The 23,265-nt window shown below is 40.8% G+C and carries 13 protein-coding genes; 3 read left to right on the plus strand and 10 right to left on the minus strand.

Translation table 11 applies throughout. The features are described from left to right. Positions 1–180 precede the first annotated feature (180 nt). Positions 181–1,179 carry a hypothetical protein gene (locus ABFX33_RS05465; protein WP_346084704.1) on the minus strand — a complete coding sequence of 333 codons (999 nt, stop codon included), beginning with the start codon at positions 1,177–1,179 and terminating at the stop codon, positions 181–183. Between the two features lie 593 nt (positions 1,180–1,772). Here ABFX33_RS05465 and ABFX33_RS05470 point away from each other — a divergent pair. Next, complete coding sequence (locus ABFX33_RS05470; protein WP_346084706.1) at positions 1,773–4,310, plus strand: TonB-dependent siderophore receptor; 2,538 nt, start codon at positions 1,773–1,775, stop codon at positions 4,308–4,310. A gap of 101 nt (positions 4,311–4,411) precedes the next feature. Here the strand turns inward: ABFX33_RS05470 and ABFX33_RS05475 are convergent, their stop codons facing one another. Beyond that, positions 4,412–4,600: a hypothetical protein gene (locus ABFX33_RS05475; protein ID WP_257088728.1), complete on the minus strand. Its 189-nt coding sequence runs from the start codon at positions 4,598–4,600 to the stop codon at positions 4,412–4,414. Positions 4,601–4,804: 204 nt separating this feature from the next. Between ABFX33_RS05475 and ABFX33_RS05480 the strand changes: the two genes are divergently transcribed. After that, positions 4,805–5,851, plus strand: a complete 1,047-nt coding sequence (locus ABFX33_RS05480) for a hypothetical protein (protein ID WP_346084707.1) — start codon at positions 4,805–4,807, stop codon at positions 5,849–5,851. Positions 5,852–5,932: 81 nt separating this feature from the next. Here ABFX33_RS05480 and galB read toward each other — a convergent pair whose 3' ends face one another. The 6 genes from galB to ABFX33_RS05510 all read right to left on the minus strand — a co-directional run bounded on the left by galB (position 5,933) and on the right by ABFX33_RS05510 (position 19,794). Next, positions 5,933–8,449, minus strand: a complete 2,517-nt coding sequence (gene galB / locus ABFX33_RS05485; RefSeq protein ID WP_346084709.1) for a beta-galactosidase GalB — start codon at positions 8,447–8,449, stop codon at positions 5,933–5,935. A gap of 65 nt (positions 8,450–8,514) precedes the next feature. Beyond that, complete coding sequence (locus ABFX33_RS05490) at positions 8,515–10,746, minus strand: glycoside hydrolase family 3 C-terminal domain-containing protein (RefSeq protein ID WP_346084711.1); 2,232 nt, start codon at positions 10,744–10,746, stop codon at positions 8,515–8,517. Positions 10,747–10,895: 149 nt separating this feature from the next. Next, on the minus strand, positions 10,896–13,121 hold the full coding sequence (locus ABFX33_RS05495) for a glycosyl hydrolase family 95 catalytic domain-containing protein (RefSeq protein ID WP_346084712.1): 2,226 nt from the start codon (positions 13,119–13,121) through the stop codon (positions 10,896–10,898). A 90-nt stretch (positions 13,122–13,211) separates the two neighbouring features. Further along, positions 13,212–15,158 carry a right-handed parallel beta-helix repeat-containing protein gene (locus tag ABFX33_RS05500; RefSeq protein ID WP_346084713.1) on the minus strand — a complete coding sequence of 649 codons (1,947 nt, stop codon included), beginning with the start codon at positions 15,156–15,158 and terminating at the stop codon, positions 13,212–13,214. Positions 15,159–15,220: 62 nt separating this feature from the next. After that, positions 15,221–17,500, minus strand: a complete 2,280-nt coding sequence (locus ABFX33_RS05505) for a hypothetical protein (protein WP_346084714.1) — start codon at positions 17,498–17,500, stop codon at positions 15,221–15,223. A 41-nt stretch (positions 17,501–17,541) separates the two neighbouring features. Continuing rightward, positions 17,542–19,794 carry a hypothetical protein gene (locus tag ABFX33_RS05510; protein ID WP_346084716.1) on the minus strand — a complete coding sequence of 751 codons (2,253 nt, stop codon included), beginning with the start codon at positions 19,792–19,794 and terminating at the stop codon, positions 17,542–17,544. Positions 19,795–20,323: 529 nt separating this feature from the next. On the opposite strand from ABFX33_RS05510, the gene ABFX33_RS05515 reads away from it, so the two are divergent. Next, the gene (locus ABFX33_RS05515; RefSeq protein ID WP_346084718.1) at positions 20,324–21,205 is read left to right on the plus strand and encodes an AraC family transcriptional regulator; all 882 of its coding nucleotides are present in this window, start codon (positions 20,324–20,326) and stop codon (positions 21,203–21,205) included. Here ABFX33_RS05515 and ABFX33_RS05520 read toward each other — a convergent pair. Next, positions 21,192–21,623, minus strand: a complete 432-nt coding sequence (locus tag ABFX33_RS05520; RefSeq protein ID WP_346084719.1) for an L-rhamnose mutarotase — start codon at positions 21,621–21,623, stop codon at positions 21,192–21,194. The genes ABFX33_RS05515 and ABFX33_RS05520 overlap by 14 nt on opposite strands. A 79-nt stretch (positions 21,624–21,702) precedes the next feature. After that, a complete protein-coding gene (locus ABFX33_RS05525) occupies positions 21,703–23,262 on the minus strand; it encodes an SLC5 family protein (RefSeq protein WP_346084721.1) in 1,560 nt (519 codons plus the stop codon). Positions 23,263–23,265: the final 3 nt, after the last annotated feature.

A 23,265-nucleotide genomic window follows, 5' to 3' on the forward strand; every position in this document is an offset into this window, starting at 1 on the left:
TACTAATTTTTGCTGAGCTATTGCAAGCTATCAACGCAATAAAAACGGTAGGAAATTCGATTAACAGAGCACTAATTAATTATATAAATAAAAATTAAAAGAATCAAAATTACTTTTTTTAACCTTGGTAGCCAGCACGTTGTTGATTACATCATGCAGCAAAGTCCTGCATAAAAAACTTTAATTGCCTTTTTCTTCACGAACAAGAAAATCATAGGAATACCAAAACTTCAAAGGTGAGAAATTATCTAAACTTCTGAGCGAATAGCTGATGGGGAAATCAAATGAATTACTTTGTTTTTCAAACTCTTTTTTAAATTCTGTTATCAGCTTAGTTATTTCTTGCAAACCGCTTTCGCGCCTGATAAAACTCTCTCTCTTACCACCACGTAGATAGATTAGTAGATCCGAAGCGTTCAAGATCGTTTCCTCCCTTTCTGTCAAAGGCTGACCGTCCAATAATTTATCAAGTACATTTTTGAAATCAATCCGAGGATAATCACTTTCTCCCATCATAATCAAATGGGTACCGTAATTCGCAATATTTGTATAATAGGGATTAAAACCAGCTTGTTTTAGCTGGGCAACATCTTTTCTGCTAAAAGCTGACGAAAACTCATTGAATTGTGCCATCAATGAAAATGCTATATTTTCACTACGCATCAAACAGCTATATGCTCTTTTGATTGTTGTTGAATCATGGTGTTCGACAAGCTTTAAAACACTATCTACGTCAGGGCTATTATTGAGATGGTAACGTATTGATTCATAATCAAAGAAATCTGTTATGGAAAAACCTGACATTGTCAGCTCAGTGCTTTTATTTTTACGGGCATAGGAACGAATTCCGTCGAAGGTTGGAACGATCTTCGCATTTGAAATAGCGGAAGTGGTAGGCACAATTGTAATTTTAAAAGGCTTATAATGACTACGAAGGGAAGCTAGCTTCACCGTGGGTATAGTATCTTTCAATCCCCATACTGTTCCCAGGTAAAAATTTTTGTCTATGGTTTGATCGACATAAATCTGGTTTACTGAAAAACCAACAGAGCGACCTATAAATTGAAACTTTTTGGCTAATGCAGCACCGTCGATCTCCATGGAGTCTGGATCACCTTCTTCCTTGTCACAACTGGACAATAGGAATAAACCGAGCAATAGTACAAAAAGATATTTCATAATTCAAAAATTACTCGTTCCCCAAAAGTCAAAATATCTCCATGTTAACAGCGGAAAGGCTAAAGGCTTTTGGTTCTTTATCAAAGATATATAAAAATACCTATCCAACCTATATAAAAATCAGAATAACAAAGAAATAAGATAAAGTGATTTTTATTGTAGGATAGCGGTAGTGTCATGAACAGCCAGTTCAGCGGTGGAAAGGATCATGATAATACAAATTTATAAAAAGTAAAAGCCGCTGGAATGGGGAATTCCTAACGGCTTTCTTCTAACCTAATGAAAAACATCGATACCGTGATCGGTACCCTGTTGATCTCCTAATTCCAAATATATCAGGTCTATTTATCCTAGGTATCATTCATTTACAATCCGCGCTTATGATTTACGATTCGTAGTGGTTAATAAAAACATGACAGACCACTGAATGTCAATACTTTAAACACAAAAAAAACAAGCAAATATCCCAGTATTCTTATCTACAATAGTATTAAATAAAAGGTATGTTATTTTTTTATTTTAAATCAGTCTAAATAACTAAATTAATTGTATGTTTGCGCCGACAAATAATTTAGACTAATTCAATATTAATAATGAAAAGATCTCTTCTGGGGCTTATCTTAAGTCTGGGATTGGTAGGAGCGACACATTTGGATGTTTCGGCTCAAAGTAAAGGGGTACATGGACGCGTCAAAACCAAAGATGGTGCAGCAATCGAGTCAGCTACAGTAACCATTACAGCACTTGGTAGATCAACTTCAACTTCCCGTGATGGCAGTTTTCATTTCTCCGATCTTCCGGATGGGACCTATACCATTCGAATCAAGAGCATCGGCAACGCTGTTGAAGAACAAACAATAACTGTTAAAGATGGTAAAGCGCAAACAGTTATTGTAGCGATGAATATTTCTGAGGCGCAATTGGAGCAGGTTGAAGTATTTGGGTATAATTCCCATAATAATAAAACGGTCAACGTTGGAAAAGCTGGTATTATTGATAAAGACTTGCCGCAAAGTGTACAGATTATTAATAAGCAGATCATTACCGATCAACAAGTCAATAGGTTGAGTGATGCGCTCAAAAATGCGAATGGTGTAGCCATGGGGGCAAATCGTGGTGGTGTAAATGAAAACTTCTATGCGAGAGGTTACAGCTTGGGAGCAAACAATATCTTTAAAAATGGCGCACGCACAAATAATGGTGGTTCGATAGAAGCCAGTACATTAGAATCCGTTGAAATCCTTAAAGGAAGTGCTGCATTACTATATGGTGGTGTATCCGGCGGTGCGGTCGTTAATCTGGTTACCAAAAAGCCTAAGTTCTCCTACGGCGGAGAAGCTTCAATGCGTGTAGGTAGTTATGACTTTTATAAACCTACAGTCGATGTTTACGGCCCAATTTCAAATAAAGTCGCTTTTCGCATGATAGGCACGTATGAAAAAGCTGGCAGCTTCAGAGATCAGGTCAAGTCAAAACGAACCTATGTAAACCCATCTGTATTGTATAAGATTTCCGATCAAACGGATCTAAACTTTACATTTGATTACTTGAAAAGTGATTTCACACCAGACTTCGGAATAGGGACTGTCGACGGCAAATTAAATCAATCTGTCGGAAGAAATACATTCTTAAATGTACCTTGGGCTTATAACAATACAAATACTTCAAACGGTCAGATCAATTTCAACCATAAATTTAACGGATCCTGGAATTTAAATGCGATTGCAAGTTATCAAACCTACGATCGTGACTATTATGGGTCTGATCGGATCCAGGCTGACAAAAATGGTATTGCTCCCAGAAATTTGACAAGATCCAAATCAAACGAATTTACAGCCAACCAGCAGTTAAATTTAACGGGTACTGTAAAAACAGGTGCAATTAAACATAAAATTCTAGTCGGTGCCGATGCAGATCAATCTCATGCAAATGTGTATGCATTTTTTATGGAAGGGATCAATTATTATGATAACAAAAATGTATTAAAAGCAAATCCTTACGATGCGATTTATGTTTTCAATCCGGGTCAAACAGCACAGCATACGACTACAGGCAACGGATTGAGAACTGATATCCCAAGAGCTGATCTGTTGACAAAAACCACAACAGATATCTATCGATACGGTGTATTTCTACAGGATTTAATCGAACTGAATGAGAAGTTTAAAGTTTTGGCCGGAATACGCTATTCGTATCAACGTACGCCCTATTCCGAGCTATTTACTTACAAAGAAAATAAAACAGAAGAAGTTGTTACAAAAGATGGACAAGGGAATCCAATGGGAGCCAAAGTTGATAAAGCATGGTCACCTAAATTCGGCTTGATTTATCAACCGATACCTTCATCAAGTATATATGTAACCTATGCGAATAATTTCACCTCAAACTCCGGCTACGATATCAATTACCAACCTCTAGCACCATCAATAATTGATCAATATGAAGCTGGTATCAAGAATGATTTTTTCAATGGTCGTCTATCTGCGAATCTTGCCTGGTATAGAATCAATAACAATAGATTCGCACAGCAGCTGCTGCTGAAACCAGATGGCACCGAAAACGGCGATGCCAACATGAAGGAGTTCTCCGGAAAAACAGCTTCTGAGGGGCTAGAAGCGGAGCTAACGGGAACATTATTACCTGGTCTAAATGTGACAGCTGGTTATTCCTACAACTATATGCGCTATACGCATACAAGTCCCATTTCAAGCTATACAACAACAGCCGGAAATGAAACGAAAGTTGTGGAAATTTCAGGAAGTGAGGAAAACGTACGCTTAGTGGGTACCACAGCCCATACCGCAAATGGGACAGTATTTTACACTTTTCAACAAGGAACTGTTAAAGGATTAAAACTAGGCTTCTCTTCTTTTTATACGGGCAGACGGAATGCTGGATGGAACAATAGCAAAATCAATGTTCGAGACGGTCTTAATCGTTTGATTTCTGTCAGTCCATTTACCACAATTGACTTTTCTGCCGGATACACCTATAAAAATTGGAGCATTCTTGGAAAATTGTCCAATATCACCAATGCATTTAATTATTACATTCACGAAAACTATAGTGTAAACCCTATCCCACCCCGTAGTTTTATGGCAACACTTTCGTATAAATTCGAAAAAAGATAGCGTAAATCGTTTTTTTTATATTGCAAAAAAAGGGAGCTTTTGAATAAAAAGGCTCCCTTTTTTCACGCCTCTATACTATTTGAGTTTTCGGGTGTAGCGTTTTACGCTTCATTCTTATTATTTCTCAACAAATCTACAGCTAGTAAAGCTGTAATGGATGCTGCAATTAATGCCGAAATAGCCATATTCATCGTACTAATTAAGATGTTATCAGCGAGTGCGTACCTGATGCTATAATAAGTGATGACGTAAGTAACCAAATAAGTGATAAATGCTTTAATAATTTCCATAAACTAATACATGGGATACAGCTAAAATAATTTCCTTGTACAAATATAAAGTACCATTTACAGCTGTTTTTCCTGCTCTTACAATTCGTCCCAGATGATTTATGATCCGTAGTTCTGACAGTGATTTATGGATGGAATTTTAACCTTATGAGTAAATAATATAAAATATAATACCTATTTTCAAACCAAATTAAAAGTAAATCGATGAAGTCATTCAAACATCAATATCCTCTATTGTTGCTGATGCTATCATTTGGTATGACAGCATTTTCTCAAACCAAAGAAGAACTCAAAAAAAAGTACCAGAACAGCAGTATAGATCAAGAGCTCAAGAAAAAGATGGCTACGGAATTCGTCTTTCCTGACAGCTTAATATTGCCTCCTTTACACTATACCAATTCCTATTATGTATTGGATTCGGCAATCAATGATTTCCAATCTATTTCCATCGATATTATAGTGCAGGACGATATACCTGATCATTATTCATTTTATATTTCCCCTTTTAATATTGCGCTGAACAATATTCCTTTGTATTGTGGTATTCAATCCGCTGGTGGTGGTATCAGTGTTAAGACAGGCAAGGAGCAAGAAATCAAATTTAATGGTATCTTTTCACGCTGGTTCGAACGGACGAAAAAGGCATTGAAAACAACAGGTTATTATGCTAGTTCTGACGCCGAAGGCGACTTTATCAGTGTCCGAAATACCGTGGGATGGCATAAGGGGGCTTATCGGATAACGCTAAAAAAAGACGGTTATATCCCCGGCAAGGCGGTACCCGACTCGATCAATCACAAGGAAACCTATTTCAGCTGGGGAGATTATGAACATTCCTGGATCACCATGTATGTCGAAGATTTAAGCAGCAAAAAGATCAGCAATGTGGGGTCTTTGGCATTCCCAGGTAAAAAGATCCAAATGAGGAAACAAATCACCTCGTTCTTAGAACAATACAAATACTTTATAGATTTTGCACAAAGACCGAGAAATCTGGAAGGGATGACTGTGATACATTATGACAAATTGCCTAAGATAACCATTGTACAGAAAAATTTACAGATCAATGGCCAAACGGTCCATCTTGAGAAGGTGCCCACATCCCACAACCGTACACATAATCCCGAACAAAGTAAGGTAGCCGGAGAAATGCCCATCTTATCAAAAGACAGTTATAATCCCTCCACTGGAGAGTTAACTTTGGAGACCGGCGTGTTTGTTGGCTGGCCGGAGAAACGAGAAACAGAATAAATAGAAAAATTGCTAAAATCCAAAACCAACAAAACCATCTTAAAGAATGGTTTTGTTGGTTTAACTCAAACTTAAATTAGGTTATTTGACCATTATTTTTACGGAAGCCAGGTTTAACTCTTTACTTGTTGCTTTAATACGGATTTCACCCTTTTCTCCTTTTTTCGCCTTCACGATAACCAGTGCCATTCCGTTGTATGCTTTACGCGAATGACTTTGGAAAGAAGTAAAATCAATTGCATTTCCATTATCCGTAGATACTATTTCTCCGGCCCCTCCGACCGAGAAATCAATCAGAGCGTCCGATTGGGGTACCAACGTTCCCTTTTTATCCGTTACTTTGACAGAAACGAACACCAATTCCGATTTTTTCCCATCAATCGTCACACGATCTGCCTCCATTTGAAGTCTTTCCGCTTTTCCTGCAGTTTTAATTTCAGATTTAGCCCATTCCTTACCATCCTTATAAGCAACCACTTTGACCGTTCCTGGTTCGTAACGAACACTATCCCATTGTAATCTAAAATCTTGGCTCAAAGCTTTTTTCTTACGTCCTTGGCTTTTTCCATTTACAAAAAGTTCAGCTTCGGTTCCGGAAGTATACACGTGAACAGGTGTAATCTCTCCCTTTCTATTCTCCCAAGTCCAATGTGGTAGGATATGTGCTATCGGCAATTCTGGTCGCCAATGGGATTGGTATAGGTAAAACCGATCTTTTGGAAAACCGGCAAGATCTATAATACCAAAATAGCTACTTCTTGAAGGTGGATTCTTCTTTTTCAATTCTTCCAGTGCAGCTTCTAACTCAGCGCGTTTCGCAGGATCCGTCCTAAAATTCAACAAATTGGTCTCCGCCGAATTATATGGTGTTGGCTCACCTAAATAATCAAAACCCGTCCACACGTATTCTCCCAGCAAGTTTGGATATTGTGCCAATATCCGAAACTGTGCATCCGGTGAACAACCCCAGCCCGGGGCAGCACGATCGTAGGAGGTGACCTGCCAGCCATCGTAATCGGTTCCAAAAAAATATTCTCCCCGAGAAGATACACAAGAAGAAGTCTCGCTGCCTAAAGTCGGCATATTCTTGTAACGTGGATCTTTATCCCAACGTCCTTGTTGACTAAAGAAATAATTAACTCCCATAATATCCAACGCTGTCGCAGCACCCGATTCCCGACCTCCATCAGGATCATTATAACCATTGGAAACCGGACGTGTAGGATCTGCATGACGGATAATATTAGCCAAATGCCCAGTCATCTCAACATCTTGCTGTTCAAGCACCTCATTACCGATAGACCAGATGAAAACCGAAGGATGGTTGCGGTCGCGATGAACCATCGCCAATAGATCACGCTCGTGCCATTCATCATATAGTCTGTTGTAATCTTTAGCACGTTTACCTGTTCGCCATGCATCGAAAGCTTCATCCCAGATCAGGATCCCCATTTTATCCGCCAGTTCCAATAATTCTGGCGCTGGTGGATTGTGTGAGGTACGCAAGGAATTCATACCCATTGTCTGTAACATTTTAAGCTGGCGCTCCAATGCGCTTTTATTGAATGCGGCACCCAATGAACCCAAATCATGATGATTACATACGCCTTTTATATCCACACGGCGACCGTTTAATTTGAAGCCCTCATGTGCTGTAAACTCAATTGTCCGTAGCCCAAAAGGACTGTAATATGTATCGCTTACTTGGCCGTCAACGATTATTTCAATCTTTTCCACATAACGATTTGGAGACAGAATATCCCAGCGTTTCGGTTGATTGATACGTGTTTCAAGATTCATTTTGCCACTCGCATTGGCATGAAGGTCTACAAATCCACTGGCAGTCGCCACTTGTTTTCCAGGTTTATCTTGCGCATCCAACTCGAAATAGGTGGCTTTTACCTCAGCATGTACTGGAAAAAAACGGAAGTTCTCCAATGTTACTTCGTTCTTTATCGTGGCGTATTGATCGTTGATAACCGGTGTTGTAATCGAAGTCCCCCAATGTGCAACATGCACAGCAGAAGTACGCACCATCCATACATGACGATAGATTCCTGCTCCGCTATACCATCTTGATTCCCAATTTTCCGTATCCAAACGTACAGCCAAAACATTCTCACCCTCTTTTTTCAGATAGGGTGTCAAGTCCATACGAAAGGAACTATAACCATAAGGCCAGGTTCCCACATAACGATCATTTAACCAAATTTTGGCATTTGCCATAGCACCATCAAAATCCAGATAAACACGCTCTCCAGCTTGAAGGTTCTCGACTTTAAAATGTTTTCTATACCATCCTATTCCTTTATACGGCAGCTTTCCCGATTCACTGGCCAATTCTATACGGAATGGTCCCTCAATAGCCCAATCATGCGGAAGATCCAAGCTACGCCAGGTATTATCGATAAACTCGGTCTTATACAAATCATTCGGTTCCGCCAATTGATTACCATCGGCCTGCAAACCAAAGCGGGAAAACTTCCAGTCCCGATCAAAAAGCTCAACACGCGCATTTCCCATGCGTGTAATTTCCTGCTGTTGTCCAAATAAGGAGAAGGACAACAGCGCTAGGATCATTCCGAAAACTGCTTTCATTTATTATTATTTATTCGTTGATTATTTAAAAATATGGACCTATACAAGCCTTCTTCTATTTTGTCTTAATAAGGTCGATACGCTGTTCCTTGCATTGTAATTTCTCGCTCAACTCCCACAGATTTTCCTGGTTGACCACCACCGATATATATTTTCACAGATCCCGTTTTTTGTATCAATTCACCTTTTTCGTTGACCAGGGCCAGATCTTCAGGGGTCAATGTGAAAGTTATCTTTTGAGAACGTCCTTTTTTGAAGAATACACGCTGAAATCCCTTTAAAGCACTGTTTGGAACCTTATAATTTCCTTCTTTTTGATGAACAACATATAATTGTACAACCTCATCGCCATCACGATCACCGGTGTTTGTAACCTGCACTGTTACTTGAACATCGGTTCCTGTTTCCACCATCGCCGGAGTATTTAGCTGATCGTATTCAAAATTAGTATAGCTCAGGCCGTAACCGAATGGATAACGTGCTTCACCTTTAAAGTAACGGTAGGTTCGGTTAGCCATCGAATAATCCTCAAAATCAGGCAAATCGGCATCGCTCTTATAGGTTGTTAAAGGCATACGGCCCGCGGGATTATACCGACCAAAAAGCACGTCTGTAATGGCATCCCCAGCCGCCTGTCCACCATACCATGCCTGCAATATCGCATCGACATGTTGCGATTCCCAGTCAAAACTCATGACGGACCCCGACATATTAACCAAAATAAGCGGTTTTCCTGCCTTCCTCAGTTCTTTCAAAAGCGTAGTTTGTACCTCAGGAGAAGCCATAGTAGAACGGTCGCCGTTCACAAAAGCACCATAGCCCGCAGCCCCTGCATCACCTGCTTCCCCTTCATAATCTGCAGTTATACCACCAACAAAGACAATAACGTCTGCTGCACTAACTTTTTTAACAATTTCTTCAGAAGAAGGACCACCATCTATTTTTTTCATGATTTCAGTTCCTGCGAAATAGTCAATAGCGATTTGCTTACCATAACGTTTTTGCAAACTGCTCAATGGAGTGATGATTTCTGAAGGGGTACCAAAATAATTGGCTAACTGCGCATGTCCATTATTGGCATTGGGTCCGATCAAAGCAACTCTCTTTATTTTATTGGGGTCAAGGGGTAGCACATTATGCTCATTTTTCAATAGCACCATAGACTCCTGTGCCATTTTATAAGCATGTGCTTTATGTGATTTACTTTCGATAACCTCACGACCGATCTTCGCATAAGGCACGAGCGCTTGTGGATCAAACATGCCCAATTGAAACCAGATCTGTAAAAGTCGGGTCAGGGATATATCGATGTCTTTTTCAGATAAAGCACCTTGCTTTACCCCCTGTTCCAGCAATTGATATAAATTACCACATTCAAGATCTGTTCCCGCTAATACGGCAGCACTAACGGCTGCTGTATTATCCGGATGAGTATTATGTCCACTGGCAAAATCATTAATACCGCCGCAATCCGATGTCACATAACCTTTAAAGCCCCATTGCTGACGTAAAATGTTATTGAGTAATACATTATTTCCACAACAAGGCATTCCATCCAAACGATTATAGGCGCACATGATACCATGTACCTTAGCTTTTACGACCAATTGGCGAAACGCCGGGAGGTAGGTATCCCAAAGATCATAAGCTGTTACTTCGGCATTAAAAGAATGTCTGTTATGCTCAGGTCCGCTATGCACAGCATAATGCTTGGCCGCAGCAACTGCCTTTAGATAATGTGGATCATCCCCCTCCAGTCCCTGAACAATTGCTGTTCCGATCTGTCCCGTTAAATAAGGATCCTCACCATAAGTTTCCTGTCCCCTTCCCCACCGTGGATCGCGAAAGATATTGATATTGGGTGTCCAATAGGTCAAGCCCCGATAACGTTTACCTGTTTTTCCAGCCTTTAAATCTTCATTGAAAAGCGCGCGCCCCTCAGTCGACGTGTAGTCACCCATCTGTTTGACCGCAACCGTATTGAAGGTTGCTGCCATCCCTATTGCCTGTGGATATACCGTCACTTTTTCTTCTGTCCTTGCAACACCGTGCAGTGCCTCATTCCACCAATCGTATGCTGGAATGTCCAATCGTGGAATTCCTTTAAACTCATGTTTCATCATCTGCACTTTCTCTGATAGAGTCAGTCGTGCAATCAGATCTTGTATACGTTCTTCACGGCTCTTTTTCACATCTAGAAAAGCATAATTTTTGCTTTGTGCCATAGCCTGCTTTCCTCCAACTACAAGCAATAGAAAAAGTATAGTCAATTGTGAAAAACAACAGTTAAATTTCATCGTTTTATCTATTAGTCAGTAATGATTTTCTCTTTTCAGTTGTTCCAAAACGGATTATCTTCATATCCACCATTGCAAAGCCGAATCGGCTAACCACCCCTGTTGATCAAATTGTTTCGTTCCTGGGACCAACTATGCGACAATGTATTCTAGCGAACAGCCACTAGATAAAAGTGGTCTCCTTTTTTTGTATCTATTTGTAGCCGGTTTCCTTTCATTAGCCATGTCTTTTTTCCATTTTTATGGCAGGAGACCTGTTTACCCGGCCAGGGGTTATCCAAGATTAGTGGCTGTCCCTGTTCACTTAAAATTTCGACATAATCGACCGCCCCATCTCTGAGGCTCGATGATACTAAAAAAGCACCGTTGACACGCAAATTGGCAAATAGAGCATTCTGCTGTTTTGGCCATACAGGAAACAATTTTAAAACCGCACCATGCGTTCCACATAACATCTGATTTATTGTAGTCGGTACCGTGCTGCAATTCTCTATTCCATGTGGATTATCCAACTGAAATCCATTAGGATAAGTATGTCTACTATATTGGTTGAGATGTTGCAAAATACGATCGGCAGGATATCCCACCCGTACCGCCGCAGGAAAAAAACTATTGGTCCCATTGTTATCAGACCATCGTCCCATTTCTTCAATGGTATTCCGTGCGATATCGATTAGGTTCTGTTCGCTTTCCAGATCAATTTGCATGGCAGGAAAAATATGTTGTATGCCCAATGAATTATCGTTCCACCAAGCGGGCCCTTTTTCAGTATAGCGAAAAACCTGTTTCCCATTTCGTTCCTGAATAGGAAATACGGCCAAATTCTCTTTCACCTCCGCCCATTTTAGTGCTAACTGGTCGTCCATATTTAAATAGGCGCTTAAATCCATCGCAAGCTGTAATGTTTGCCTAGCAAGCCCAAGACTTAAAATCGGATTACTGTCTCCCACCGTTCCCTCATGGATGGCATCGTTGAAAATCACATAACGACCGTTGGCATCTTTCTTCACATAACTACTCCAAAACTGTGCTGCTCCCCGCACATAAGAGTATATTTTCCGCGCATAGCGACGATCATAAGTTGTATAAAATGCTGTAGCCATATTGGTCACACCGTAGGATACATTACTCTTCTGTCCAAAGAACAAGCCTTGATACTCAACCTGTCCACCTTTGATGTATCCCCCAAAAGTATTTTCCATAATTGCATTTTGACGGGTTGTCTCCATCCCTTTGGGGCCTATCCCCACAGGATAGAGTAAACCGTCCGTAATCCCAGCAATTTCCTTAGAATAAAACTTACCACGTTCCATAAAATCAAGTAATGGTTGTTCATATGAACTAGCTGCGCCAAGATGATTGGATGAATAAAGTCCATAGTAGGGAGCCATGTAATTGTAGTTCAAATGATAATCACCATTCCAATTTGGAATTTCCTTGGTGATCCATGTCCCGAAAATTGGGGGAGCAAATTGGGTATCCCGACTACAGGAGCCCATCAAATAGTGTGAGCGGTAATATTGTTTTTCAATTAGCTTGTCGGGGATTTCAACATAGGACTCAGCCCAGAAGTCCGCCCACCATTTTTTATGGGCACTTTCTAAAAGCTCCACCTTCTTCGCTTTCAATCCATTCGCTATTTTTAGTACAGCTTGCACGCAATCTCTATTTTTGAAATTGGACGACAGTGCACAAACATAGGTTAACGAGTCTCCCACATTCAAGTTGAAAGTAGGTTGCTGCAGTCCGAGTATCCTGCCCGCTGCTGCAGCTTTTGTCGGAATATCAACCAGCGTATCGAAGCCCCTACTGATCAATGTCGTTCCGTTCGTCCCATGCTCCATTTTCGTGACCGCTGGGAAAAGCATTTCCGTCGGTGGATTATTTTTAAACTGATCTTTGTCAGGAAGAAGGAGATCTATTTGTCCATTAATTGGTAGTATCCCCTTATTTTGAAGATGTAAAATCAAACAGTCATTTTGAGCTGAAACAAAAGATTTAATCACCAGTAAGGCATCTCCAGACTTGAACGTAGAAGTCGCAATCGCTGTATAGAGATCAACATTGACTTGATAACTTGCTTTTTTCAGCATGGGCATACTAAGCTCTACCTTCCCTAAGACGGCAGGATAAGATTCATTAAATCCAGATTTCAACCGCCAGAAATCGTTTCGCGCCAGATAATAGCTTTGCTTTTCAGGAGGGCCAGCAATGGCAACTCCCATGCTTCCATTTCCCAATAAGGGTGCGTCGACCGCCACTTGAGAGGGTATCCGTGCCGGTGGTTGGTCAAAATTGGCGGTATATTGCGACACGATGGCTTTACTTTTTTGCAACAATCCCTGTTTTGACAGAGCTTCTTGTGCTATACTCATGTTGCTAGAACAAAAACTCAGGATACAGGCAAAGAAAACAATCTTAAGATTTGACGATTTTATCATAACACTTGATTGGGAAATTATCGGTTAATGTAGTAGCTTTTTGGATTCAGACCATATCAATTGGGGTTTATCCCTTTTACTGATAGATTCAAAAGGACCCGGAAATGGGTTAGACGACTTTCTTTTTTCACCAAAATAGTCGCGATCAATCTGAAGTGCTGATCCATCATGATTCTCGAAAGGCAATTGGGAAATTACCGTTGGCAACAATGATTTAGAAGTCACCAGGTTCCTTTTTTGTTTTGACCATTTTTCGGAGAATGGAAATGCCAGATAAACCTCGCCATCTTTTTCCATAAACTTAACTTCAGCTACTTCATTGGTATCAATTAATGCGTCCTTTTCTACTGCGGCATGCATTACATAGGATTTCATTTGCTGTTGGGCATCGGCATGAATTTCGCCCATTCGTTCATTGACCTTATTGGTCGCAACCCCGATACTGCCCTCTAAATAAATATTCCCATCTAATAATACAGGAAGGAAGGCTTTGTTATAATCGCTAATATCTGCTCCTTTTGCAAAAATATTATTGATGAACTGTACGTCGCCACCGGGATTATCTTTTAACGCGACAAGTCCTGTTGAATGCGGTTTAAGATAGGGTGTCAATCGGCTATCGTAGGCTATTACTTCGATTTTTCCAGCAAAAAGATTATGCACAAATGCTACTCCTTGCGCATTCATTGATAGATTTTTTGTAGAGAGCATGACGTTATTGGCCAATATAGCAGGTCCGTGCGTCACCTCCAAAAATACATCAAGATCATTGTGGTCAAATAAGTTGTTCGTGATCTGTGCTCCCTGAGCCATCCAATCTAGCCAAATCCCCATATTTGTCCGGAAAATGCGATTATTCCTGATACTCACATCTACTGCACCGTGAAATTTTATTCCGGCCATCTCCGCCCCGGTAAACAAGCGTTCGATATGAATATCATGGATTGTATTATGTTCGACTGTACTAAATGAACAGCCCATGCTCCCGACAATACCAGCCTGCTCACAATAGGCAATCTTATTATTACCTACATAATGACCACCGACACTATCTTTATTCCAACCAAAAGCTAGCGCTCTTTTTATTGTGCCGACATAGCCTTCGGCAGACTCCGTATCTTTATTGTCATAGTGATCACCATATTTTCCCAATGCAATTCCAACACATTTAGAATACTGTATGGTATTGTTTACGATGCGCCAGCCCTTGCTCCAATGTGTGCCCACAAGTCCCTCCTGCTCGGCTGTCGGTGGAGCCCAGTTGGTAGCAGCCTGTTCTAGTACAAAACCGTCCACGGTAATGAAATTGACAAAAGGCTGGTCAGGATAGAAAACCCGACGGCGTACATTAATCTCTACTTTTTGCTGGTTAGGATCGGTATGTGGAAATCGAGCCCATATTGATGTCTTCTCTCGATCTACCGAAGCCCACCATCCCCCCTTGGATGAATGATCTTTCAAGAGCTGTTCTTTGGAAGCGGCTTCCATCAGCCAATGTCCATTGAGATAGACTGCTCCACGATGATATTTACGTTCTTTGGGTGCAGGCCAAAACCAGTCTCCCCGAATCTCCTCCTGATAGGGATTGAAAGCACCAAAGAATGAATTAGGTAATTCTAATTGCCAGATATCGTCTTGTAAAAATTTCCAGCCTTTCACTTCTTCTGAGCCCTTGATGACGACCTTTTCGCCCTTCGCCGCACGGTAGGTAATCCGTTCTGTTTCCGAAAGCCCACCTCTTGGCGGAACAATATGCTCTCGATAGACTCCTTCATGGACCGTGATGATATCGCCGGGCATAGCGAGCTTCGCCGCCGCCATAATGGTTCGGAGTGGCTTTTCCCGTGTACCAGCCTGTCCATCTTTACCCCCGATAGCAACATGATATTCCTTAGATTTCGAGTCCGTTTGAGCGACCAAAGAACCGATACTGAAGAGGAAACTACATACAATCAAAAACTTTACTTTCATTCGCATCATTTAAATTTTAGTAAAAGCCTGTATTCCGCTTAAACAGAACACAGGCTTTCTTTTTAATAGCCTTTAGCACGAGTCAATTTTGACAGGAGTTTTTTACCTGATCCATCTTTATTCAGGCGATAAAGATTCCAATGATCTTTATCCAATTCCTCCAGCCTAAAGCTTTGGCTTGGATCCACCAGATTTTTTTTCACCCATCTCGGAAAGGCATTTGCAGCACGTGCATTTTCCCAAATACGGATTGTCTTGAAAATAGCATCCTTCTGCAGACAACTTTCCACCTGTTGCTGATTCAATTTCAGACTATAAGTCGAGCCAGTCCCCACAGACATCGCCTGGATATGTTCATACTCTTCGACAGTGGATTTTTCTGTAATTGGGAAATTTCCACCCATACCTGCCGGAAAGAAATTGGCATAGCAAACGTCACGTAAATCTTTCCCCTGACTTGTCGCGCTCCCCCATTCCCGCGTCTGCGCATCGTACAGGTTCTTTCCTCCACCAACATTCCATATACTCTGGTAATGCCAAGATCCCTCTGATAAAGTAGCACCTGTAAAGCGAATATCCGCCAGGCCATGTTGTTTCGCCCGTTCAAACATTTTGCGGAAAAAACGTTTTGCGGAATAATAGCCATGACCATTGTTAAATAGAAATTCCTGACCGTCAAAATCATAATAGCCTAGACCGTTGATCGCACATACATCGGCGTAATATTCCGCTATTTTATCCTGTAACTGTATATTCGGGATCAGGCCATCATAACCATAGTTAATTGTTACCTGCAATTTATACAAGGTATCGTTCGCTTGATGTGCTGTTGCTTTGGAATCCCAATAACCACGTTTTACATTCAATAGTCTATATGGTTTGGTGTCGCTTACACCCAAATAATGGATAAGTTCTTTTCCGATTTTAATCATATTCAAACTTTTGACATGCCCTTCCCAACTTCCAATCTCCTCCAAATGCGTAGGGTCGTCTACATAGATTAAAGTATCGGTAGCACTGATACCTTTTGCTAGAAGTCTTTTTTGCTGATACCAGATACTGTCACTGGGAACGGGGCTGGCATCTTTTGTTCCTGGAGCTAGGGCATTTGTAATCGGTGTACGACCGATCACAATATTATGTTTAGCGGCTAATACAGCATATTCCTTATGAGAAAGCGCATTCCCCTTCGAGAATTTTAACGGTTTATGTTCAAAGTTTTTACCATCAATGTACCCCTCATTACCACGGTCTGGACGTAGAAATCCTTGGTCGTACAAGCTGATTGCCTTAAATCCCAACCGATCTGTATAATTGATCATATTATCGTAATTGCCGCCTTCAGTCAATATATCCGGCACATAGGCCGCTGGATCTTTCACCCACTTGCCATTTACTGTAGGGTACGGTAGACCTTCTTTACGCACAATATCTTGTACCACATCCATCAAGGCAGTACTATCCGGACTACCCCAAAAAGCGACCGTGGACCCGATAAAGTCGACTCCGGGAATAGGCTGTACCTGCAAATGATTCGGCTTGTTGGAAGGCATATTAGGAATCAGTGAATAGTAGACTTCGCGTGGACTTCTACGATCCCGAGATTGGTACGTAATGGATATCCGTCCATTTTTATCCACCTCAGCTGCATTCCCGTACATAATCCGATAATAAGGTTCTTTGTGCGCATAGAAGGCAACATCGCTGATACCATTCCCACCTAAAGTAAATATTTGGCCTTCATGCAGGTCATTTGGCAATGGAAAACGCGCTGCATCCGGTGAATGGATAATGTACTGAAATGGAGCCGCATCACCCTGAATATCTGCCGTCCCGCCCAACGTATTGTCATTTAAGGCTAGCATACCGATGGCATAATTAACAGATTCGCTTGTATCCCTACTTACACCGATAATCTCCCCCAATAAATTGGTAATGTTTGTATGGTAAGAACCCCATTGAATCGCCTCAATTTCCTCCGAATTGGTCAATGAGAGTAATTTCATCTTGAAATATTTCGCCTGGGGTAATATGCTGATTCGTGCTGTAGAACCGTTCGGATAGCGTAAAGTCATAATCTTATCACTGGCAGAATAACTGGCTTGTTCTGGATAGTTATATAGTCGCTTCTTGGCATTATAAATCACCATTAAAGGCGAAGGTTTGTCTGCTGGACTAAACTCCCGGTTCGGTTTCTTTGTAATATTCTGCATACTCGTGATATAACCTTTCTGATCGATCACAATCTTAAAATAATCTGTTTTTAATGTTGTCTGACTATAGCCTGCAACTGATAGTGCCATCAACCCGAGACATAGTAATTTAGTTTTCAAAAATTTCATTAGCTTTATTTTTAAACATCTTGTATCTGTACTGCCCCTCCTTATATCGTGATCTGAACCGTGTCCCCAGCTTTGATTTTAATTTTTTTACTCCAGTCCAAAAAAGCATTTTCTCCCAAAGGTTTCGTTGATTGGACGGCATCTTCTGCCAGCAGCGAGACATTCGCGTCATAGCTTGTTGGATTATACAATGTCATAGCTAAACCCTGACTTGTTTTCTTGATCACTTTCACGATAATATGATCAAAGGCGTAAGCTGTTCCTTTGTCCTTGCGGACATAAAGACCTGGGATCTCCAGGGCCATCAGTGCACCATTGGTTTCATTCCAGCCTGTTTTACCGCCATCACCGCGTGAACCTCGGCTATCTGCATCACAATACGTCAGGCGTTCGGTAATCTTTCCATTTGGTTGGATACCTTCAGCGTGAGCATGAATAACATCGCGGATCAGGTCAGCATACAAGCTTATTCCCGTTTCCCGAAAAAGTTTAAATAGCACATCACCGGACTGTGTACAGAAGCCTGGAGCACCATGCTTATTCTGCGTGCTGGCCCATACAGCTCCTGTTAGGTTAGCTCCCAATTTAGCGAGAGCTGTATTTTCGGGTAACTGATAGGGAAAAGATACCGTCCATGAAGCGGTGTAATTTGCTAGATCTTTTGCCTGCTCCAGATACATCCGATTTCCGGTCTGTTCAAAAAGTGTCATCAACGAAGTAGTCAAAGCGATTGCGGTTTCGGAGTCCGCATTTTGAAGTATATCGCCACAGGCCCCCGAAGTAAAACCAACCAGTGCAAAATCACCGTAATATTTTTTTGCAGCCTCTTTTGCTATCAGCAGATAATTGTCGTTTTTAAAATAAGAGGCCGCCAATGTGAGTCCCGCGACAGCCATCGCCCCCCCTGTTGTATTATAAGCTGCTACTTTACCAGATTCAACGGCCAAATAATTACCCCAAGTTCCTTCCTCATGCCAAGTTTTCACAAATGCATCCGCAAGTTGCCGGATTGAGTTTTCCCACTCTTTGACAATCAAAGAAGATTTACCCTGTTTTTTCAATAACATAAACTGCTTCACCATCCAGTAGAGGACATCGGCATTTTTACGCGTCAATCCGATACCTGGATTTAGTTTGGCGCCATCCCGATAAATAACCTGGCCATCTGCACCAAGCACGTCATAGTAATAACCACTGGCGCCACGCCCCTGAGGAAGTGCGAAATTGAATGTGCTGTTCACTCGTCCAAAATGTACACTATCGCCCAGTGCAAGCATAGGATAGGTATTGATCAATCCACCAACCCAGCCATAGGACATCCAATCTGCATTTTCAGGGCAGTAAAATCCCACCTTATCTTTTGAATAATAACGTTCATCAATATTTTTTGCCATGCGGGACAGGACTTCACTCATCGGCATTAAATTACGGGGAGATGCTTCCCTGAGGTGTAGTTTCCGCTCCTTCATAAAACGAGCGTAGAGGCTAGCGACATTCTCGGCCTGAAATTCTATCCTAGTGACCCGAATCTCAAGTTCATCACCTGGGGCTACAGTTATCCCACGATCGGGGCTATCGCTAAAACCAATAAACTCGGGTTTACGTGATCTTACTCCAGGAGCACTGACAACAAAACTAGCTATGCTCCGATCTGAGCTTTCTTCAACAATTAATGCATGGTCTTTCACCTCACTTTTCCATGTGATACCTTGATCTGTAAAAAGAAAAACTCCTCTTTTTTGCTTGCGGTCCAGGTAGGCCATCAGTGGCGTGGTAGTATTACTTATATTGACCTCCAATTGGGAGCGTGCGCCAAATTCAGGGGAAAGCTGGGGAATCGGATTGGATGTTAGTGCCAAATCCTTTCGATAATAATCCGTTTTGTCTAGCCCTGTCGCATATTCGCGGTTAACAATACGTTGTCTATTACCATTATAGACGACAGCAGGGATCATAACAAAATTATCGCTAGACCAATCATATGCATCAAAAGCTACGGCTACCCCCACATCTTTCATGGCCTTTTTCGCCTTAAAAATAAATCGGTAACTTACCGCATTGTCCCCTATCTTTTTCAAAATCTCCTGCTTGACATCCCAGTTGTCGGAATGTATGCCTATAACAGAACTTTGCTTTAATTTTGCACCCTCATAATGGCAGTCCAATAAACGGAATATCCCTTTTTTATCCTGCTGTTTGGGTAACCAGACCTGAGAAAAACTATTGAATGTAGTTACACAGAGCAACAGGCTTCCCACTATTTTTTTTAGTAGTATATTGTATTTGCTTCTCATCTATTAGATTTATTATTCTGATCAATAGTCGTTTGATAACATAAGTAGTTGGGTCGTAATAATAGCCCAACTTACACACAGGTCAAAAGGTACTCTAAATTATACCGCGACTTTTTCATTTTTATATCATACAGTTTATGCAAAATTACTTCCGGATCTTTCCATAGATCTGCTCTATCACTTGATTCACAAAATTGCTAAACTCATGAAATTCACATCGAGATCATCATTCTATTTCAATTTTACTCCCTGTACGCTGAATTTATACTTTCCGGGCCATAAACAAGCGTATTCTATTGAACATGGTTATTTGTATCATTTATATAGCTCAGGTTATCTGTAAATTTCGCGATTATATAAAAAGCGAACCACCAATAAATTGCTCTTTTATTATGTTATTTTGCATAGGACATTTGCTACATGGACATCTTAAATGCTATAAATTAACAAAAATTTTCTCTACCTTTAACTAAATTATGCAACCGGTTGCTATAATGCAAGGATTTTTAAACGATTTAAAGCTTTTATTATGATGCAGCATATTTATGAAAACTTTACATTTCCACCTGATCAATCATTTACCGTCCGTAGTGAAGAACTCGAAATCAAGAAATACACTTCGTTAAAGTCGCACTTGAATTTTGAAATTGCACTCTTGGAAAATTGTATCGGAAAAAGATTTATCGGCGACCATATCGAAGACTTCGAAGGAGATGAACTGGTACTTTTAGGCAGCTATCTACCACATTGTTGGCAATATCATAATACTGTTGAGACAGACAAACCAGCAAGTGCTACCATCATACATTTCTATCCTGATTTTCTGGGAAAAGATTTATTGACTAAGCCAGAGGCTATCCTCCTCAACCAGTTGTTTATAAATGCTGCAAAAGGAGTTATATTTTCCGGCCCTATCGTCAGACAGGCCAAAGAAATTCTCAAAGAGATGTTGCACGCAACAGGACTATCCCGTGTTGTATTGATGTTACAACTTCTAGACAAATTAGCCTTATCTAGATCGTATAAAACTTTATCTTCTCCTTCTTTTAATATCATTGAAAATTCCAGTGATGCGAATCGGATCAATCGAGTTTTTGACTATATATTCCAGCATTTTAGGGAAGATATCACTTTACAGGATGTGGCTTCTGTTGTCCCCATGACTTCTTCGGCCTTTTGTCGTTTTTTTAAAATGCAGACCAATCGAACTTTAGTAGATTTTATAAAAGAAATACGCATTGGTCATGCCGCTAAATTATTGATGGAGGGAAGATATAATATTACAGAGACCTGCTATAAAAGCGGTTACAATAATATTTCAAACTTCAACAAACACTTTAAGGATGTCAAAGGTAGTTCACCCCGTGAATTCTTAAAGCAATACCGTACGCCGGAAGCTATTTGTTTTTAAATTCGTAAAAAAGATCTGTTTCTACCCATGTCTGTTTTTCGCTGGTTCCGCGGACCCCATGCTGATAAGTATTCATGAGGAGGTTCCATTCCGCACATTTTGGGCTGTAGGATTCGGCTATCTTACCCATCTTTGCCAGATCGGCACCCGAAGGTACACGAATTGTCATAACAATCAGTTTATCGAAACGATAAAGTGCAATCCGCTGGTAACCTGCTTTTTTAAACCCAGCTTCCACTTCAGGCCACACCTGCTTGTGATAAGTCAAGTATTCCTTTAATTTTTTGGCATCGTCTACAATATTGACAACAAAGACATGCTCATCATAGTCAGGCAACGGAGATTTTGAGACCTCCCCTTTACACATTACAAATAACACAGCGGTGCATAGTCCTAATAGTCGAATAAGAATTTTCATTTCCAATTTGTTTATTCCATCAGTTAAATGGTCGATATGTTGAAACCAGATTAGATCGGATACCAATTCACGAATAATGTCAATTAAAATAAAGATAAATCATGATCATAACAATTGCTAGAACAGCCCAGCTCAGCCAGACAGATTTAGACTGCCCTCCTGTCTCTCCTTTGTGTTGTTCAAACAAAGTTGGTATTTCCAGATTATCTTTGGATTTGGTCAAGAGTGACACCGCAACAATAACAAGACTCAATGCGACAAAAATATAAAAAGAAAGCATTAAAAAATGCGGCCAGTAGCCCTGATAGGGATAATTTAGGACATGACAGATACCCAGTACCAAGCAGGCAAGGCCGCCACCATAGAGTACAACTTCGGCAGCAATACCATTGACGCCACGCCAGATAACTCCCCAAAGAAAGACTACGGCCAGTGGCGGAGCTAAAATGGACACCAAGCCTTGTGTCAGATCAAAAAAACCCTTTCCGGAATAGGAAAATAACATGGCTATTCCAATCCCTACCAAGGCAACAAATACCGTTACCCACTTCCCCATACGTCTTTGCTGATTACTGTTCAGCACTTTAAATTGTTGGACCACATCCAATGTAAATACTGTACAGAACGAATTTAAGCTGGAGGATACCGTATCCACCAATGAAGCAATCAGAGCTGCGATACTCAAACCCAATAAACCGTGGGGCATCAATTGTTTGATCATGGTAATATAGGCATTGTCTGGCTCGGTGTCCCTAAATAGCACGAAGCACATGATACCCGGCAAAATAAATATGATCGGCATAATAATTTTAAGTGCGCCAATAAATAAGGCACCATATTGTCCCTCCTTGAGGTTTTTCGCTGCAAGCACTTTTTGCACGATCGTCTGATCTGCACACCAATAATAGATGGCAACCACAGGATATCCCAATACAATACCTATCCATGAATACTCGGGATTAGATGCCGGAAGAAATAATTTCCAATAAGATTCTGGAGTTTGGCTGACCAGAGCATCAAGAGAACCAATCTTTTGAAAGCCAAGGAAGGTTAAAATAACAGAGGATATGATAATGATCACAGACTGAAAAACTCCGGTACGAACGACAGCCTTCAATCCCCCTATTGCGGTAAAACTAGTAGCCACTACAGCAATGATTACGATGGCTGTAAGTAGCTGGCAACCGAAGACACCAGAGATAAGCAGTCCCCCCGCATACAAAGCGCTACCCAACCATACCACCAATATGGAGATCAAACTATATACAATCAGAAAATTATAGGATTTTTTGCCAAAACGAATCAGTAGAAACTGTGGGATCGTACTTATTTTGGCTTTCAGGTAGTAAGGTAGGAAAACCATCGCCAGCAACATCAGAAAAACCCAGGCGAGCAGCTCGAAATTACTAGCTACAATACCGTGGGAGAATCCGATACTCGCAAATCCGATCAACATCATTGGTCCAGCATTGGCGCCAAAGATAGAGAAACCGATCTGCCACCACTTCAGCGACCGTCCACCCAAAAATATATCTTGTTGACTTTTTTCCTTTTTACTGAAGCGAAAACCGATATAAAACAGAGCTATTGCATATAATACTAAAACCAGATAATCAATACTATTAAATGTTAGGCTCATTAG

Source organism: Sphingobacterium ginsenosidimutans, from assembly GCF_039536865.1.
Lineage (GTDB): Bacteria > Bacteroidota > Bacteroidia > Sphingobacteriales > Sphingobacteriaceae > Sphingobacterium > Sphingobacterium detergens.